A 16,982-nucleotide genomic window follows, 5' to 3' on the forward strand; every position below is an offset into this window, starting at 1 on the left:
CTTCAGAAAAGCGTGTCAGCAAAATGACAGTTGTCAGTGTTAACAAAAATTAGGGAGTGGGGCGTTCTGATATCAAGTTATTGACTGGATTGGATAAGTCCCCTGTTTATTGGGTTGGATCCAATTTTATCTAAGCGATGAACGGTATATATCCATAGTTTTTACCATTTTAGACAGGTAAAAAGTGTCACTTTTGGGCTAACTTTTTTTTGACGCTCTGGCCGTTCGTCCTCTTTCTTGCGCTTTGCAAACTCGCTGCTAGTGTGCAGAAACAACCCCTTCACCACGTCGCGCCGCCGCCGGGAAACACATGAGCCGATACCTCAAGGAAGCGCTGTTGTTGCTGTACCTGTTCAGGGGACATGACTATTACCTGGAGCGTCTTGCGGCGCTGGGTTTCAGCTTTGCAACGGTGTTGTTCGGCGCAATGTTCGTTGCGCTGCTGCTTGCGTTGTGGATGGGCGCCTACATTCGCCAGGCGCTGGTGCGGCATCTGTTCGCATTGGCGATGTTTGCCTCGGCGGTTTTCTTCGAGGTGTACACCCGGGTGACCGACAGCTACCTGACCTACAGCCAGTTCGTATCGCTGGTGTATTCGGGTGGGTTTATCCAGGAGGCGGCGTATCAGTATCGCGAGGTGATTTTCAGCGCGATGGCGGGGGGCCTCTTGCTGGTGCTGGGCATCGGCCTGAAACCACGGCGGCGGCTGCCATTGCCCGGTTATGTACCGGTCGCCGCGCCGTTGTTCGGGGTATTGCTGCTCAGTGGCGTGCTGTTCGCAAGGGCGGGTGAGGGCGCCCGTGGTTTACCGATCATGTACACGCCGCTGGCCTACCTGAACCTGTTTGTCTACGAGGCGTTGCACAATACGGTCGGCGCCCGAGAGCCCGTCAGCCTGCTGCGGCAATCGTCTGTGATCGGGCACGATATCGTATTGATCATCGACGAAAGCATCGGTGGCAATTACCTAGATATAAACACCCCGTCCGGTGTGGCCAGTGGTCTCAAGACACCGCCGCCCGGTGTGGAAATCTTCAACTACGGCTACGCCGCCTCCATCGCCAATTGCAGTGCCGACACCAACGTCACCCTGCGTTATGGCGGTACGCGGGCTGACTACATGCGCATCAACAGCACGCAGCCGTCGATCTGGCAGTACGCCCATGGCGCCGGCATGCGCACGGTCTATATCGATGCCCAGCGCACCGGCGGCAACTTGCAGAACCTGATGACCGAGCTGGAAAAACAGGACATCGACCAGTTCATTCAATTCGACCAGGTCCGCGTGCTGGACCGCGACATGGCAGCCGCGGCGCAGTTGGCCAAGCTGCTGAACAATGACCGGGCAGAGCTGGTAGTGGTGAATAAAGTGGGCGCGCATTTTCCGGTCCACGACAAATATCCCGATGCCTTCATGACCTACCGTCCGGCCTTGCCCCGCGGACAGTTCCAGGACGTGGCCGACACCGGCAAGCGCGACGGCTTCAATGGCCGGCAGGATGATTGGCAGCTGTATCGCAATGCTTACCAGAACACACTGCTGTGGAACGTCGGCGAGTTTTTCCAGCGCCTGTTCCAACAAGGCAACCTCCAGAATGCCGTGCTGATCTACACCTCCGACCATGGCCAGGACCTGCATGAGCGTGGCAATCCCGGGCTCAATACGCACTGCGGCGGGGACCCGGTGGAAGAGGAAGGGCTGGTGCCGCTGGTGGTCATCCAGGGCAGTCAATTGCGCACCCTGGATTGGCCCCGCGCCTGGGCGCAGAACAAGGACCGCTCCAGTCACTACAACATCTTCCCGACGCTGCTGGCATTGATGGGCTACGACCCGGCGGCGGTCGTGGCGCGATATGGAAAACCCTTGAGCGAGCCCACCGAAGACGACTTCACCTTCAATTACCGCTTCAATGCACGACTGGGGGCCAAGCCAGCCTGGAAGCACATCGACCTGGGCAGCATCGTTACGCCGGGGCCCGTGAAGGCGCAAGTGGCGACGGGCAAGTGATGAACGGCTCGACAATGACGGACCAATACCGGGAACCGGATATTTCCTGGAACTCTCACAGCCGCTCAACCTCCGCTATTCTGTCGCCTTCGCCGATCTGCCGAGTGCCCCCATGCTGGAAGTCCGTAACGTCTTCAAAAGCTACGCCACGCCCCAAGGCCCGCTGCCGGTCTTGCAGGGCGTCGACCTGACGTTGCCCCCCGGCAGCAGCCTGGCGTTGATGGGGGAGTCAGGCAGCGGCAAGAGCACCTTGCTGCACTTGGTCGCCGGCCTGGATAAAGTCGATCGCGGCAGTATTCGCAGCGGCGGGTATCGGCTCGACGGTATGAGCGAACACCAGTTGGCGAACTGGCGGCGCACGGAAATCGGCCTGGTATTCCAGCAGTTCAACCTGATCAGCAGCTTGCCGGTGGAAGACAACCTGGCGTTCCAGGCGCGCCTGTGTGGCCGTTTTGACGCAGGCTGGCAAGGGCATCTGGTGCAGCGGCTCGGGCTTTCGGATCTGCTGCGGCGGTATCCCGAGCAGTTGTCCGGCGGGCAGCAACAGCGAGTCGCCTTGGGCAGGGCCTTGGCTTCGCGTCCGCCGCTGCTGTTGGCCGATGAACCCACCGGCAGTCTCGACGAAGCCACCAGCGACGAGGTGCTGCAACTGCTGCTGGAGTTGCTCGACGGCAGTCCGACCAGCCTGTTGATGGTCACGCACAGTCAGCGGGTGGCGGCGCGCCTGGCCCATCGGGTGGTGTTGCAAGGCGGGCGCCTGGCAGAGGCGGCCCAGGGGTGATGATCTTTCGCCAGACGCTCAAGGCGCTGCTCAGTCATTGGCGTCGGCACCCGGTGCAGTTTTTCAGTGTACTGACCGGGCTTTGGCTCGCCACCAGTCTGCTGACCGGTGTGCAGGCGTTGAACAGCCAGGCCCGTGACAGCTACGCCCGCGCCAGCCAACTGATCGGCGGCGAACCCCAGGCCAGCCTGAGTGCTCCCGGCGGCGGCACATTCGCGCAGCAATGGTTCATCGACCTGCGTCGCCAGGGCTGGCCCGTGTCGCCGGTATTGCAGGCGCGAGTGACGCTGTTGGGGCACGAAGACCAACGCCTGCAATTGATGGGCATCGACCCGGTGTCGCTGCCGCCGGGCTCGGCGGTGGCGGGGCAGGCGCGAGAGATTGGCGAGGTGGTGGAGTTCTTCACCGGCACTGGCCACACCTGGATTGCCCCGCAAACATTACAGGCGCTGGGACTGAAGGAAGGCGACAGGCCCCGCACTGCCGATGGCCAGCCTTTGCCGCCCTTGCACGTGCAGCCGGACATGGCCCCCGGCGTGCTGCTGATGGACATCGGTTTTGCTCAGGCACTGCTCGGGTTGCCGGATCAGCTTTCGCGCTTGGTATTGCCTGACAGCTACACCGCTGTCTTGCCGGAGGCCTTCAATGGCTTGCTCCAATTCAAGCGCGCCGAGGATGAAAACAACCTGTCGCGCTTGACCGAGAGCTTCCACTTGAATCTCGACGCCTTGGGGTTTTTATCCTTTGTGGTGGGCCTGTTCATCGTCCACGCCGCCATTGGCCTTGCCCTGGAACAACGTCGCGGTCTGCTGCGAACCCTGCGAGCCTGCGGCGTCAGCGCGCGGGTGCTGATCAGCAGCCTGGTGCTGGAGTTGGGCGCGTTGGCGTTAGTGGGCGCGATGGCCGGCGTGCTCAGTGGGTATTGGTTGGCCAGCCTGCTATTGCCCGACGTCGCGGCGAGCCTTCGAGGTTTGTACGGCGCCGAAGTGCCGGGGCAATTGAACCTCAGCCCTTGGTGGTGGCTGGGCGCAATTGGCCTGGGCTTGCTTGGTGCGCTGTTGGCCGGAGCCCAGAGCCTGTTGCGCGCCGCTCGCCTGCCGCTGCTGGCCCTTGCCAATCCCCAGGCCTGGCACCAGGCCCACGCGCGATGGTTGCGGCGCCAGGGTGGGGTGGCGCTGTTGGCCGCGCTGGTCGCCGCCTCGGCGTTGGCCTGGGGCGACAGCCTGGCGAGCGGTTTTGTCCTGATGACCGCACTGTTGCTAGGCGCGGCCTTGGCCTTGCCGGTGTTGCTCAACGGCGTACTGAATTTACTGTTGCGCCGCAGCCGTTCGGTGCTCGGCCAGTGGTTTGTCGCCGATTGCCGTCAACAATTGCCGACGCTGAGCCTGGCGCTGATGGCCTTGCTCCTGGCGTTGGCGGCGAACATTGGCGCCGGCAGCATGACGGCGGGGTTTCGCCAGACGTTCAGTGACTGGCTCGAACAGCGACTGACCGCCGAGCTGTACATCAACCCGCAAACCCCGACCCAGGCGGCCGAACTGCATGACTGGCTCAGCCAGCAACCCTCCGTCACTGCCGTGTTGCCCAACTGGCAAGTGTCGATCCCGTTGCAAGGTTGGCCGACCGACATCTACGGCATCGTCGATCATCCGTCCTATCGTCAGCATTGGCCTTTGCTGGAGGCCGCAGGGGATCAAGCGTGGGAACAACTGGCCGGTGCAGACACGCTGATGCTCAGCGAGCAACTGGCCCGGCGCCTGAAGGTGCGGATCGGCGATCGAGTGACCCTGCCGACTCCGCAAGGTCCTTGGAGGCCTCGCATCGTCGGGATTTATGCCGACTACGGCAACCCCAAGGGCCATGTACTGATCAATGCCGGACATCTGCGCGCGCACTGGCCGCAGTTGACACCGAATCGCTTCAACCTGCGCATCGAGCCGGCGGCGATTCCCCGATTGCTGACGGCGTTGCAGGCGCGCTTCAACCTCGATGACAACCGGATCGTCGACCAGGCGCGGCTCAAGGGATGGTCAACCCAGGTGTTCGAACGCACTTTTGCCGCCACGGCGGCACTCAACAGCCTGACCCTGGCGGTGGCGGGCGTCGCGTTGTTCATCAGCCTGCTGACCCAGAGCCAGAGTCGCCTCAGCCAGTTGGCGCCGCTATGGGCATTGGGGATAACGCGGCGACAGTTGATGCTGCTCAACCTCGGCCAGACCTGGCTGCTGGCGCTGTTGACGCTGCTGCTGGCCTTGCCGCTGGGCATCGCCCTGGCTTGGTGCCTGGACGCAGTCATCAACGTGCAGGCCTTTGGCTGGCGCCTGCCATTACGGCTTTTTCCGATGCAGTTGGCGCAGTTGCTGGGCCTGGCAATGTTCGCCACGCTGCTGGCATCGGCCTGGCCGCTGTACGCGTTGTACCGTACGCAACCGGCGGATTTGCTGAGGACGTTCGCCCATGAAGATTAGAGTTGGCCTGATGCTGCTGGCGCTGCTCGGCGGCTGTGACAACGCATCGCCACCGGACAAGGGCTTTGCCGGCCTGGGCACCGAGGCTGTCGCGTTCACGCCGGTGGTGCCCGGGCGCGTGTTCAGCTTTCCAGCCGATCACGGTGCCCACGAAGGCTTCCGCATCGAGTGGTGGTACGTCACTGCCAATCTCAAGGACGCCGAGGGCCGGGATTTCGGCGTGCAATGGACGCTGTTCCGCAGCGCCCTGGATGCCGCGCCCCAGGCCAGCGGTTGGCGCAACCAGACGATCTGGCTCGGCCACGCCGCCGTCACGTCCGCCACCGTCCATCATGCCGCCGAGCGCTACGCCCGGGGCGGAGTCGGGCAGGCCGGCGTGCGCACCACGCCCTTCGATGCCTGGATCGACGATTGGCGCTTCGGCACTCAAGCCGTTGGCCCGGACCCGCTCGCGGACATGCAGTTGAAGGCGCGCGGGCCACACTTCAGCTACGACTTGCGGCTGACTTCGACCCGGCCGTTGGTGCTGCAAGGGGATCAGGGTTTCAGTCAGAAATCCGAACAAGGCCAGGCCTCGTACTACTACAGCCAACCGTTTTTCCAGGCGGCTGGTGCCCTTGAAATCGATGGCCGGCGCTATCAAGTCAGCGGCCCGGCCTGGCTCGACCGTGAATGGAGCAGCCAGCCCCTGACGGAAAACCAGACCGGTTGGGATTGGTTTTCCTTGCACTTGGAAAACGGCGATCACGTCATGCTTTATCGCATGCGCCACAAGGACGGCGAGCCTTACCTCACGGGCACCTGGATCGATGCCCGGGGCCAGGCGAGGACACTGGACGCCAGGGCAATCAGCCTCACGCCGCTGGACACCGCCGAGGTAGCCGGACGATCGATGCCGGTGCGCTGGTCCATCAAGATTCCCGCCAGGCAACTCGATGTCACCACGCGGGCCCTCAATCCCGATGCCTGGATGAACCTGCGCATCCCGTATTGGGAAGGGCCGGTGCAACTGAGCGGCAGCCATGGCGGCAATGGCTATCTGGAAATGACCGGGTATTGATTCGTCGGAACTCCCCGCGTGCGTCGCCCCTCATACCTATGAATGCCTCGCGGGAGTCCGTCATGAGCGATGACATCAAACCACCGTCGCTGGCCGACTGGCAGCGGCTGTTCGACGACAAGGCCTATTGGCAGGAATCGCCCGATGCTCATTTCACCGAGCTGATGCGGCTGGCCGACGACCTGTTCGGCCTGGGAGAGATTGACCTGGACCGGTGGCAAGAATTGAAGACCCAGGCCGAGGAGCTTCACCAGCGCTCGCCGGATGCCAACGTCGCAGAGGAAGTAGCGGACCCCGACGCGTGATGCCCGTCAAGCCAACCCAAGGAGTTCGCGATGAAGCCCAGCCCCGATCAAACGCAGGAAAACCCCGACGACCCGGCGCTGCCCGGCGAGGTGGAGCGTGACAACGACGCATTGCGGCCCAATGACCCGGCCAAGCGTGAGCAGCAGGGCAACCCTGATGCGCAGGAAACCGATGCGCAGAAAACCGCCAGGCAAAAACAAGACCGCTGATGCGACGTGAAGAATAATTTATGCGGGGCTCACGGACATCCCGTGCAAGCTCCACTATCATTGTTGGCGTTCGCCCAGTGTCAGGCTCTTTACCAGTGCATGGAATGCCGAGGCCGTCGCACTGGGCGAACACCCGCGAGGGTTAGCCTGCGACCGGCGTACGCCAGTCATCGGAGCCCGAGGTACCGCTCACTTCGTGGGTCCAGGTGATCTTGCGGTAGGTGAAGTGCACGTCCTCCAGATGAGTGAAATGGCTGTTGCCAGGGTCCTGGCAGTTGAGCATGTAATCCTTCATATCGACGATGATCGCGTCTTCCAGGGTGGTGGTGTAGTAGTGCTCCTGGGTGCCCGCAGCCGAAGTGCGATACCACTGGATCTCAACCTTCGTCAGGCGTTCGCCACTGGTCAGGGCTGCCTGGAGCAACGGCGAGGCTTTATCGAATACCTTGGTGATGACCAAGGGTTTGTGTATGCGCTGGCCAGTTGGCTGGCCGGACTGGGGATCGCGGGGAATCGTCACCTGGTGCTGGAAGCCCTGCACCATGACCTGGTCTTCATGACCTTCCTGATAGGTGTTGCCTACCGAGTCAGCGGTGAACGCGCCTGCGGTGATCAGACCTTGTTTGGTGCCTTCGATGGACATGTAAGCGGGGGTAGCCAATGGATGCTCCTTGCTGGATAGCTGGACGCCCGGGACGTGAATCGTCCGAGGCGGCTGACCGATATCAAGAGCCATGCCATTTATAAAAAACGTCGATAAATCAATCTGTTGGGATTATTTCTCTGCGGAGCATGGCGCCGGTGCCTCGAAACTCACGCAGAAGGCTGCATGCCCTCCACTGTCGATTGCGCACGCAGCAGATGCCGTCTGCCATCGGCGAAATGGCCATGCCGCAGAGGATAGTCAGGTGTTGGCGCGCAACTTATTGCTTTTCTATTCTTGGGCTATTTTCCGAGCGTCCAATGCCGACAGGCATTCGTCGATGGAGCGCTTTTGCGTCTCGGCGTACAGCGCCAGTTCATCGATGGTCGGCCGTTCCAGCGCTGCTTCGAACGCCTGTCGATTGGATTGCCCGGCATAGTGGCTCTGGGCGGCATCGCCCAGGTTCGACTGGAATATCCCGGCGGCGCTGACCGGCAGGAAATCTTCGTAGACCAGCGGTTCGGCGCGCAAATAGCGCTGTTCCAGCAAGCGCTCCAGCGAGATCGGCTGTTCCAGCGTGCCTTTGGCGGCAAGCCCCGCCGGTGTCACGAAATAGCGGAAGTAGGCCAGCGCTTGCCGGCGCAGCGCTTCGTGGTCATCCGGGAACTGGGCAAAGTGCTCTGCCATCAACGCGTTGTAGCGTTCGGCATTGGCTTCGTTGGGAAATTCGCCCAGGGCATCGCGCGCTGCGTTCAGCAACTGATCGTAGAGGGCCCGTCCTTTTGGCGTGAGGGCCGCGCCTCGTTGTTCGATTTCCCCGAAGCGGGCGCTGTGGCTGCCCTGGGATTGGTGTTGGTCAGTGAACGCGACGGGCTCGTCGAGCGCCTTGAAACTGGTCTGGCGCAGCAGGATAGGGCACTGGCGACGAGGCGGGCCCTCGACCACCGCTTTGGGTGTGATGCCATGCACCGGCATCTGGGCCTGCACGATATCGATGTCCAGGGTACGCGGCGTCAGGTGGTTGATGTGCGGCCCCTTGAACGCCACCACGTCGGCGATCAGGCGATGCTGGGCGCTCAGTTGTCGATATTGCTCGGCGGTGACGGTGGCGCTGTGGTGCCAGCGAAAGGTTTCCAGCGCTTGCAATACAAACTCGTCAGCCTGGGATTGCGTCAGGCCGCCCTGGCGTTCGGCCAGTTCAATCAGTTCGAGAGCGCCCGGGGTAAAGATCTGACGCTTGGCCAGCACCGCCTCGGCAAAGGTCCGCAGTTCGCTGTTTTCGATCAGCTCCAGGCGCAGCAGCGAGGTAAATACCCGGAACGGGCTTATCTGCAGCGACGTTTCATGCACGGCGCGAAAAGCCGTCGAATGCACCGGGACCCCGGCTGGTGTCAGGTCGTAATAGCCCACCGGTTGCATGCCCATCACCGCAAACAGTCGGCCCAGCATCGCCAGTTCGGTGGCGGTCCCGACGCGGATCGCGCCATGGCGCTCCATGTCCAGGCGCTGGAGTTCACCGGTGCTGCGCAGGTGCTCGGCCAGCGATGGATCGTTGGTCAGGACCTGGGCGTTGGTTTGCTCAACCAGGCTCATCAATGCGCCATACAGCGGCACCTCGTCGCGGTACATGTCGGACATCGCCCTGGAAAAGCGTTGGCGGATCAAGTCGGGGCTGACGAAGCTCATCGTGAGAATTCCTGGCGAGGGCTGTGGGAAAGTTGAACGAAAGATCGCAGCCTTCGCCAATGCCGGCAAACGAAGAATCTTCAGGACTTCATTCTCCCAGGGACTGATCGGCAGGCTCCCTCCCGGGCTGCACCTTGCTTACTGTCCCAAACCCTCGAGGAAGTCCCGATACAGCGCCGCGGTCTTGCCGGGTTTTTCAACCATCGGCATGTGGCCGACCCCGTCCCAGATTTCCACGCGCAGGTCGGCGATGCCCTTGCTCCAGACCGGCACGCTGCTGACGTCGATCAGCCGATCCTTGCGCCCCCAGAGCAACAACGACGGCGCCCGGATATCCCCCAGGCGAGGCTCCATCGGCGGGCTGGCGCGCAAGTCGACGAAGATCTCCGCCAACTCCTCCCGGCGCTGCTCGTAGCGTTGGGCCAGTGCGGCGAGTACGACGCTGGGCAGCCAGGGCGGGGAAGCCATGGTCATGGCGTAGAACGGCGCGAAATCATCCCGTGAATGAACCAGGAACGGGTTGTGGCCGGCGGCCAGGTGACGTTCCATGTCGCTGGGCTCGGGGGCCGTGACGCCGGCCGGGTCGATCAGCGCCAGGGTCAGCACCCGTTCAGGCGCAGTCGCCGCCAGCCACGCCGCGAGGTAGCCGCCCATGGAGTTGCCGATCACATGGACCTTGTCCAGGCCGCAGGCATCGAGCAATTCGACCACGCGCCGGGCCTGGGTCGGGATGTCGTAGCCGCCACCAGCCTTGAAGCCGGTTTCGCCATGGCCGGCCAAGTCCGGGATGATCACCCGGTAGCGGTTGACGAAAGGTCGGGCGAAGCGCAGCCACAGGTTCTTGTCGGCGCTGTAGCCGTGCAGCATCAGGATGCTGCCGGATGCTTCATAGGGCCCGCCTTGCCAGGTGGACACGGTCATTTCGCTGATGGGCACGGTGATTTTGTGCAGCCGATACAGGCGCGCCTCCAGAGCCATGCCCAAGTCATACAGCACGTGGCCGATGCCTGGATACGTCAACCAGCTCCAGGCGATGAACACGGCGAGCACTACCCACAACACCAGCATGTCTTGCCCCCCATGGGTTACGTAGGATTGTTGACCCGCGGGTCGAGCCGACGGATCAGGTGTTACGTAAGTGAAGCTGAAACCTTGGGATATCGCGACGACAGGTGTGCATTTGCTTTGATACGCGTTGTGTCGGACAGCAGGTTCTCCATCTCATGTATAGCCAAGATCCGCCAAGGACCGCTTCGCCTTGCACAAGAAATACCCCTCCAGTGAGTAATGGCTATTTGACTGCACCCTGATAGACTGCAGTCACCCCATCCCGGGAACTCGGGAGACCTGCGGTGCAGAGGCCTCTATGCAAAAAACCGGAAAAAAGGGACTCTCGCTGGCCAGGAGGCTATACACATCGCGCATCCTGGGCCTGGCGTTGGGGTTGCTGCTGGTCAGTGCCGCCGTCTATCCCCTTGACCCGGCGCCCTGGGTCTGGGGCTTGTTGCTGTTCAATGGCCTGCTCTGGCCACACCTCTCTTATCAATGGGCCCGTCGTTCGGCGGTGCCGTACCACGCTGAACACCGCAACCTGTTGATCGACGCGTTGCTCGGCGGATTCTGGGTCGCGGCGATGCAGTTCAATCCGCTGCCTACGGCCGTCACGTTGGCGATGATGTCGATGAACAACGTCGCGATTGGCGGCCTGCGTTTCCTGCTGGCCGGCGCGCTGGCCCAAGTGGCTGGCATTGCATTGGGGAGCGTGGTCTTCCCCTTGACCAGCGTGCCCATGACCAGCCCGACGCAGCTCTATGCCTGTCTGCCGCTGCTGTGCCTTTATCCGCTGGCGCTGGGTTGGATCTGCTTTCGCCAGGCCTACACCCTGGGCCGGCAGAAGCGTGAGTTGCTGGCGCTGAGCCGTACCGACAGCCTTACCGGACTGCTCAACCATGGCGCCTGGAAAGATCGACTCAATGAAGAATTCCAGCGCTGCCTGCGCCATCCACCAGACGAGGCCCTGGGCGCGATCGCGCTGATCGACATCGACCATTTCAAAGCCATCAACGACACCTACGGCCACGGCGCCGGTGACGTGGTACTGCGCCAGCTCGGCAAGCTGCTCAGGCAGAATCTGCGGGCTGCCGACATTGTCGGGCGCTACGGTGGCGACGAGTTTTGCGTGATCCTGCCGGACCTGACCTTGCACAAGGCGGTGCAGGCCATGGACGGCTTGCGCGAGCGCTTCGCCACGTTGGCCTACGAGCAGGACCCGGCGTTGAAAGTGAGCCTGAGCATCGGCCTGGCAGCCTTCAACCCGGCTTATGGCGATGCGACGGCATGGTTCAATGACGCCGATCAACTGCTTTATGAAGCCAAGTCCAGTGGGCGCAACCGAGTTGTCTGTCAGCGACATCTGCCAAAGTTGGAGGCGTCGACGGTCTAGAGCCTTGGCGTATTGTCGGGTAGGGTGCCCCTTGGTCTCTCTAGAGTATTTCCCGACGAAACAAGGATGAAATCATGACCGTTACCGCTCGTCGCTCCCGTCTCGCCGTCAGTCTTGGCCTGAGCCTGGCCCTTGGCGCTTTCGCCCCCGCTGCCTTCGCGCAACCCCATCAGCAAGTCTTGACCCATGCCGAACAGTACAAGGGCGAGGCCCTGAAACTGCTGGAACGGCTGGTGAACATCGACTCCGGTTCCGGTTATGTGCCGGGGCTGACCCAGGTCGGCGACATTGCCATTGATGAGTTGCACAAGCTCGGCGCCACTATCGAGAAAGTGCCGAATTCGGACGGCACCCAGCATGTCCTGGCGACATTCAAGGGCACCGGCAAGGCGAAGATCCTGCTGATGGCCCACATGGACACGGTGTTCAAGGAAGGCTCCGCCGCCGAGCGGCCTTTTCATATCAAGGATGGCCGGGCCTACGGGCCGGGTGTGATGGACGACAAGGGCGGTATCGTCGCCGGGATCTATGCATTGAAAGTGCTAAAGAACCTGGACTTCAAGAACTACGCGCAGATCACGTTCCTGCTCGACGCCAGCGAAGAAACCGGCTCGGACGTCGCCACCGACCTGATCAAGAAAACCGCCAAGGCCCATGACGTGACCCTCAACCTTGAACCGGGTCGTCCGGCGGACGGTTTGGTGGTGTGGCGCAAGGGCAGCGCAACCGCCCTGGTGGAGGTCAAGGGCAAGGCGGCCCACGCCGGTGTGGCGCCGGAGCTGGGGCGCAACGCCGCGATGGAAGCGGCGCACCAGATCCTGCAACTGGGCAAGCTCGGCGACGCGGAGAAGAAAACCACCATCAACTTCACCGTGCTGAAGGCCGGCGATCGGACCAATGTGATTCCTGACCAGGCAACGGCGAAGGCCGACGTGCGCGCAGCGGTGCCGGAGGAGTTCGATCGCATCGAAAAAGATCTCGCCCGAGTCTCGAAGGACAAACTGATCGCCGAGACCGAAGTCACCACCAGCCTGCAGCGCGGTTTGCCGCCGATGCCGCAGACGAAGGAGTCGGATCGATTGATGGCGATGGCCCAGGGCATCTATGGCGAACTGGGGCGCAAACTCACCGAAGAGGGCAGCGGCGGGGCGGCGGATGCCAGCCTCTCGGCTGGGGTTGGCACACCGACATTGGATGGTTTTGGCATCGTCGGCGGCAATATTCATACGCCGCAGGAATACGCCGAGGTCGAGAGCATGGTGCCGAGGATTTATCTGCTGTCGCGGATGATTATGGAATTGGCGGGGCGGTAGCAGGATGGCTTCTGTGGCGAGGGAACTTGCTCCCTCGCCACAGGGGGATGCGTTGCTTGGGCTAGCGCGGGTCGACGTTATCCAGCGCTCGATTCGCCAGCAGTCCGCCCAGTTCGATCAGTTGCAGGATGCCCAGGGCCACGTGCCGGCGCGAGCCGTCCAGGTCGAAGGCCAGGTCATTGATCATCGCGTTGGCCGAGGCCAGGGTTTCGCTGAGATTGGCGAGCAGGGACTCGGTGTCGATGCCGTTGATGAGGGTGAAGAGCTGGCTTGGGTCGGTTTGCGGTTTGCTGGATGTGGGTTTCAGGTAGTAATCGAGGGCGCGGTCTGCCGCCGCTTTGTCGAGTGCTTCCGAGTCGGCTGGATCGTTGTCCGGCGGGTTTGGGGTTGCTTTGAACATGATGAAACTCCTTGGTAATGGGAGCCACAACCCTTTGCTACCAAACATTGGGTGGCGGCTATACGCAGGTTGGTAGACCGGGTACCAAGGCAAACCCAGCGCGCCGCAAGGCGCCCCGCGCACAGCCGCCATAATAAATATGCCGGAGCTGTGCGCCTTAGTTTTACCCGGGCTACCAAACCCGATCGCTGATTTTCAGCGACCGAGCAACAGTAAAGCCCACCCTCAAGGCGCACAAGCCAGCGGATTCTGGCGTAGTCGTAGGCAAAGGCGCAAGACGCTGGAGTTCGTTCCTACACCAAGGTAATTAAAATAAACGCAACAGCTTTTTGGCGAGGGGATTTATCCCCGTTAGGCTGCAAAGCAGCCTCAAAGTCGCGACGCGGTCCATAGCTGGGATGTCTGCGAAGCCAGGTTTCACGGCCGCTGCGCAGCCCTGCGGGGATAAATCTCCTCGCCACAAGAGCGGGTTAGGCGTTGATGGCGTCGTTGCTAATAAACCCAAACCTCCACCCGCCGATTGCGAACCCTTCCTTCATCCTCACTATTGGCCGCCACCGGCATCAACGCGCCAAACCCGCGTACCTCGCGCAACGTCACGCCGTATTTGACCAGTTCGCGCCGCACCGCCATGGCCCGCAGCCTGGACAACAGGTCGGCTCGCGCCGGGTCGTCCTTGAGGTCGCCGAACCCTACGAGGGTCACGCGTCGGTCGGCCTTGCCGTGCTGCTTGATGTAGTCAAGCACGCGGCCCAGGTCTTGTTGGGCCTTGCTGTCGAGGCTGGCGCTGCCTTCTTCGAAACGGAAATTCACAGTCAGGCGCTGGGCATGGCGGCTCAGGGCCTGGTACCCCTCCGGCATCAGTGCGTTGGGGACGACAGCCATGGCCTGTACGGTCTGGGCGATGAAGCCGTTCGCTGCAACGATGGCCTGGCCCTGTTCACCTTGGGTGAAGTCCACCAGAGCTTCGGCCCAGGGATTGGCTTGCAGCGTGGGTAAGTAAAAGAACAAGCGCCGGGACAGGGGATAGTCCTCGGTGGCGATCAGGTTGTTCAGCGGCAACATGGGCTGGGAGGCACCGTCGACAATCGCCAGGGGCTTGGCTTGTCGCACATAGGGCAAACCGATAAAACCGATGCCCTGTGGGTCCTGGCTGACAGCGTCCGACAATTGCTCGCTGGATTCGAAGCGCCTGGCTGTAGGATCCAGCTTTTTGCCTTGTCGGTTGAGTACCAGTTCCTTGAAGGTATCGTAGGTTCCGGATTGCTCATCCCGCGCGTACAAATGAATCGGCCCGCCGACGCCACCCACGGATTCCCAGGTCTTGGCCTCGCCGCTGAAAATGCGCGCCAGTTGCACGGTATCGAGCTGACGCAGTGGGTTTTGCGGGTGGAGGATGATCGCCAGGCCGTCGATGGCGATGACTTGCTCGGATGCAGGACTTTTCAGATCGCCAAGGGCCGCCAGTTCCTTCAGTTCGCTGTCCTTGATCGGCCGGGAAGACGCGGCCAGGTCGGCGTTGGCTTGCTTGAGGGCGATGAACCCGGTGCTGGAGCCGTGGGCGGCGATGTCGATGGTGACTCGCTGGCCGTCTGCGGTTTGCCCGACAATGCGTTGCTCGTTGTCGCGACCGGTGATTTCGGTGCTGACCTTGAGCAACCCCTGGTCTTCCATCAGCCCGCGGACGAGGGCCGGCGCCAACGCCGCGCCGATGGTGTTGGAACCCTGGAGGCGCAGGGCAGGGCCGTGATCAGGAATGGGCAGACGGCTGCTCCATGCCACGCATGGCAGCCAGAGGCCGAGGAAAAACACAACGCACAGCCGCATGCCGACACCTTGGGAAACCAGGGAAGTGCCGGAAGATTAAGTCAGTCGGGTTACTGAAAGATGACAGGGAAGCGACGCACGTCGAATGACCGGCGCGGTCAGGTGTGGGAGCGAGCAGGCTCGGTCCCACAGGGACAGGGCAGTCGCTTGGATCAGCTCAATTGCAACCAGATCGGCGCATGATCCGACGGTTTTTCCATGCCTCGCAATTCATAGTCCACGCCAGCATCCTTGACCCGTGGCAGCAGGCCCTGGGACGCCAGGATCAAGTCGATGCGCAGGCCGCGCTTGGGCTCGTCTTCGAAACCGCGGCTGCGGTAGTCGAACCAGCTGAAGCGGTCGGTGACGTCCGGGTTCAGGTGACGGAAGCTGTCCACCAGGCCCCAGTTCTTCAGGCGGGCCATCCACTCGCGCTCTTCCGGCAGGAAGCTGCATTTGCCGGTCTTCAGCCAGCGCTTCATGTTGTCCGGGCCGATGCCGATGTCGCAGTCTTCCGGCGAAATATTCACATCGCCCATCACCACGACCGGTTGCTCGTTGCTGAAGCGTGTTTCCAGCAACTGCTGCAAGTCATTGTAGAAGCGTTCCTTGGCCGGGAATTTGGTGGGGTGATCACGGCTTTCACCTTGTGGGAAATAACCGTTCATGACGGTCACCGGCACACCATTGGCATCGGCAAAGGTGCCCCAGATGAAACGCCGCTGGGCATCTTCCTCGTCGGTCTCGAAGCCTTTGTGCAGCGTCAGTGGCGGCTGGCGCGAGAGCAGGGCGACACCGTAGTGGCCTTTCTGACCGTGGTAATGCACGTGATAACCCAGGGCTTGCACCTCGGCCAGTGGGAACTGTTCATCGTGGACCTTGGTTTCCTGCAACCCGATCACGTCCGGCTGGTGCTTGTCGATCAGTGCCGCCAACTGATGGGGACGGGCTCGCAGGCCGTTGATGTTGAAGGAGACGATCTTCATGGTCGGCTGTCCTGGCAAAACTGCGATGCTAGCTGACATGTGGGAACGGGGCTAGCGTGGCAGTAGGACAAATGCACTGCTAATGTCCTTGGCATGTAGGAACGATCGCAACCCTGTCGGGTTCGTAGTCAATAAGAGCAGGGCCTCACCGAGCCCGCCCAGGAGACGCAACGCCATGCCTGAAACCGCCAATGCTGATATCCACATGCTCGACAGCGGTTATTCCCGCGAAGCGCGTTCATTGTTGTACCAGGCTTATCGCCACGAGCCGACCTTCAGCTACCTGTTCGAGTCCGAGCGTCCCGGGTATGAACAGCGGGTGCGAGCGACAGTGCGAGAGCTGGTCAAGCAGCATTTCTTCCAGGATCTGCCGGCAATCGGCCTGTTGGTCAACGACCGTCTGATCGGCATCGCCCTGATCGCGCCGCCGCAGCGCCGCCTGGGCATTACCGAAAGTTGGGCCTGGCGCCTGCGCATGGTGCTGAGCACTGGGTTTCGCTGTACCCGACGGTACTTGGAATATCACGCATCGGTGCTGGCCTGCCTGCCATCGGACTCGGTCCATGTGTTGCCGTTGCTCGGGGTGCACCCACAATTCCAGGGCAAACACTATGGCGAGCAGTTGCTCGAAGCGGTGCATAACTGGTGTGCGGTGGATGAACATTCCCAAGGCGTGGTGCTGGACACCGGCAACCCACGCTATCTCGACTTCTATAAGCGCCAGGGTTATGAGGAAATTGGCGAAGTTGCGGTAGGACCTGTCCGCGAGCATGTGTTCTTTCATGCAAACCCGCAGGTTCTGCAGAGCGCGACAGCTTAGTCGCACGAACTTTTGGGAATCGTCTGGCTCTATCAGGCTCCCAACCTCGTGAT

General features: G+C 61.7%; 15 protein-coding genes. 9 read left to right on the forward strand and 6 right to left on the reverse strand.

Features of this window, described 5'->3' with window-relative positions:
* The first annotated feature begins 310 nt into the window (after window positions 1-310).
* The 6 genes from VQ575_RS09295 (at window position 311) to VQ575_RS09320 (ending at window position 6,832) form a co-directional block, all read left to right on the forward strand.
* Complete coding sequence (locus VQ575_RS09295) at window positions 311-2,008, forward strand: sulfatase-like hydrolase/transferase (protein ID WP_325919504.1); 1,698 nt, start codon at window positions 311-313, stop codon at window positions 2,006-2,008.
* Window positions 2,009-2,120: 112 nt separating this feature from the next.
* The gene (locus VQ575_RS09300) at window positions 2,121-2,789 is read left to right on the forward strand and encodes an ABC transporter ATP-binding protein (RefSeq protein WP_325919506.1); all 669 of its coding nucleotides are present in this window, start codon (window positions 2,121-2,123) and stop codon (window positions 2,787-2,789) included.
* On the forward strand, window positions 2,786-5,257 hold the full coding sequence (locus VQ575_RS09305; RefSeq protein ID WP_325919507.1) for an ABC transporter permease: 2,472 nt from the start codon (window positions 2,786-2,788) through the stop codon (window positions 5,255-5,257). The genes VQ575_RS09300 and VQ575_RS09305 overlap by 4 nt, the downstream gene beginning before the upstream one ends.
* The gene (locus tag VQ575_RS09310) at window positions 5,247-6,317 is read left to right on the forward strand and encodes a lipocalin-like domain-containing protein (protein ID WP_325919509.1); all 1,071 of its coding nucleotides are present in this window, start codon (window positions 5,247-5,249) and stop codon (window positions 6,315-6,317) included. Before VQ575_RS09305 ends, VQ575_RS09310 begins: the two co-directional genes overlap by 11 nt.
* Window positions 6,318-6,379: 62 nt before the next feature.
* Window positions 6,380-6,622, forward strand: a complete 243-nt coding sequence (locus VQ575_RS09315; protein ID WP_039592794.1) for a hypothetical protein — start codon at window positions 6,380-6,382, stop codon at window positions 6,620-6,622.
* A 30-nt stretch (window positions 6,623-6,652) separates the two neighbouring features.
* Complete coding sequence (locus tag VQ575_RS09320) at window positions 6,653-6,832, forward strand: hypothetical protein (RefSeq protein ID WP_039592795.1); 180 nt, start codon at window positions 6,653-6,655, stop codon at window positions 6,830-6,832.
* A gap of 142 nt (window positions 6,833-6,974) precedes the next feature.
* On the opposite strand, the gene VQ575_RS09325 is transcribed toward VQ575_RS09320, so the two are convergent.
* From VQ575_RS09325 to VQ575_RS09335, 3 genes are all read right to left on the reverse strand, one after another.
* Window positions 6,975-7,493, reverse strand: coding sequence for an Hcp family type VI secretion system effector (locus tag VQ575_RS09325; RefSeq protein ID WP_039592796.1), 519 nt, complete (start codon window positions 7,491-7,493; stop codon window positions 6,975-6,977).
* Between the two features lie 273 nt (window positions 7,494-7,766).
* The gene (hglS, locus tag VQ575_RS09330) at window positions 7,767-9,161 is read right to left on the reverse strand and encodes a 2-oxoadipate dioxygenase/decarboxylase HglS (protein WP_325919511.1); all 1,395 of its coding nucleotides are present in this window, start codon (window positions 9,159-9,161) and stop codon (window positions 7,767-7,769) included.
* A gap of 138 nt (window positions 9,162-9,299) precedes the next feature.
* On the reverse strand, window positions 9,300-10,229 hold the full coding sequence (locus VQ575_RS09335) for an alpha/beta fold hydrolase (protein ID WP_039592798.1): 930 nt from the start codon (window positions 10,227-10,229) through the stop codon (window positions 9,300-9,302).
* A gap of 298 nt (window positions 10,230-10,527) precedes the next feature.
* Here VQ575_RS09335 and VQ575_RS09340 point away from each other — a divergent pair, with 298 nt between their 5' ends.
* Entirely contained in the window at window positions 10,528-11,604 is a 1,077-nt protein-coding gene (locus VQ575_RS09340; RefSeq protein ID WP_039592799.1) for a diguanylate cyclase, read from the forward strand.
* A gap of 74 nt (window positions 11,605-11,678) precedes the next feature.
* Window positions 11,679-12,917, forward strand: coding sequence for a M20/M25/M40 family metallo-hydrolase (locus tag VQ575_RS09345; protein WP_325919513.1), 1,239 nt, complete (start codon window positions 11,679-11,681; stop codon window positions 12,915-12,917).
* Between the two features lie 61 nt (window positions 12,918-12,978).
* Here VQ575_RS09345 and VQ575_RS09350 read toward each other — a convergent pair whose 3' ends face one another.
* From VQ575_RS09350 to xthA, 3 genes are all read right to left on the reverse strand, one after another.
* Window positions 12,979-13,317 (reverse strand): DUF6124 family protein, encoded by a 339-nt coding sequence (locus VQ575_RS09350; protein WP_039592801.1) that lies wholly within the window; start codon window positions 13,315-13,317, stop codon window positions 12,979-12,981.
* A 492-nt stretch (window positions 13,318-13,809) separates the two neighbouring features.
* Entirely contained in the window at window positions 13,810-15,144 is a 1,335-nt protein-coding gene (locus VQ575_RS09355; RefSeq protein ID WP_039592802.1) for a substrate-binding domain-containing protein, read from the reverse strand.
* A gap of 152 nt (window positions 15,145-15,296) precedes the next feature.
* Window positions 15,297-16,109 (reverse strand): exodeoxyribonuclease III, encoded by an 813-nt coding sequence (gene xthA, locus VQ575_RS09360; protein ID WP_325919515.1) that lies wholly within the window; start codon window positions 16,107-16,109, stop codon window positions 15,297-15,299.
* A gap of 175 nt (window positions 16,110-16,284) precedes the next feature.
* Here xthA and VQ575_RS09365 point away from each other — a divergent pair, with 175 nt between their 5' ends.
* Window positions 16,285-16,929 carry a GNAT family N-acetyltransferase gene (locus VQ575_RS09365; RefSeq protein ID WP_039592804.1) on the forward strand — a complete coding sequence of 215 codons (645 nt, stop codon included), beginning with the start codon at window positions 16,285-16,287 and terminating at the stop codon, window positions 16,927-16,929.
* Window positions 16,930-16,982: the final 53 nt, after the last annotated feature.

It is taken from the genome of Pseudomonas frederiksbergensis, assembly GCF_035751725.1.
Lineage (GTDB): Bacteria > Pseudomonadota > Gammaproteobacteria > Pseudomonadales > Pseudomonadaceae > Aquipseudomonas > Aquipseudomonas frederiksbergensis_A.

Excerpts from the sequence above, each read along its gene's own strand:
- xthA (WP_325919515.1), bottom strand. The coding sequence starts at position 16,109 with ATGAAGATCGTCTCCTTCAACATCAACGGCCTGCGAGCCCGTCCCCAT.
- hglS (WP_325919511.1), bottom strand. The coding sequence starts at position 9,161 with ATGAGCTTCGTCAGCCCCGACTTGATCCGCCAACGCTTTTCCAGGGCG.
- VQ575_RS09340 (WP_039592799.1), top strand. The coding sequence starts at position 10,528 with ATGCAAAAAACCGGAAAAAAGGGACTCTCGCTGGCCAGGAGGCTATAC.
- VQ575_RS09365 (WP_039592804.1), top strand. The coding sequence starts at position 16,285 with ATGCCTGAAACCGCCAATGCTGATATCCACATGCTCGACAGCGGTTAT.
- VQ575_RS09335 (WP_039592798.1), bottom strand. The coding sequence starts at position 10,229 with ATGCTGGTGTTGTGGGTAGTGCTCGCCGTGTTCATCGCCTGGAGCTGG.
- VQ575_RS09355 (WP_039592802.1), bottom strand. The coding sequence starts at position 15,144 with ATGCGGCTGTGCGTTGTGTTTTTCCTCGGCCTCTGGCTGCCATGCGTG.
- VQ575_RS09350 (WP_039592801.1), bottom strand. The coding sequence starts at position 13,317 with ATGTTCAAAGCAACCCCAAACCCGCCGGACAACGATCCAGCCGACTCG.
- VQ575_RS09310 (WP_325919509.1), top strand. The coding sequence starts at position 5,247 with ATGAAGATTAGAGTTGGCCTGATGCTGCTGGCGCTGCTCGGCGGCTGT.
- VQ575_RS09315 (WP_039592794.1), top strand. The coding sequence starts at position 6,380 with ATGAGCGATGACATCAAACCACCGTCGCTGGCCGACTGGCAGCGGCTG.
- VQ575_RS09295 (WP_325919504.1), top strand. The coding sequence starts at position 311 with ATGAGCCGATACCTCAAGGAAGCGCTGTTGTTGCTGTACCTGTTCAGG.
- VQ575_RS09300 (WP_325919506.1), top strand. The coding sequence starts at position 2,121 with ATGCTGGAAGTCCGTAACGTCTTCAAAAGCTACGCCACGCCCCAAGGC.
- VQ575_RS09345 (WP_325919513.1), top strand. The coding sequence starts at position 11,679 with ATGACCGTTACCGCTCGTCGCTCCCGTCTCGCCGTCAGTCTTGGCCTG.
- VQ575_RS09320 (WP_039592795.1), top strand. The coding sequence starts at position 6,653 with ATGAAGCCCAGCCCCGATCAAACGCAGGAAAACCCCGACGACCCGGCG.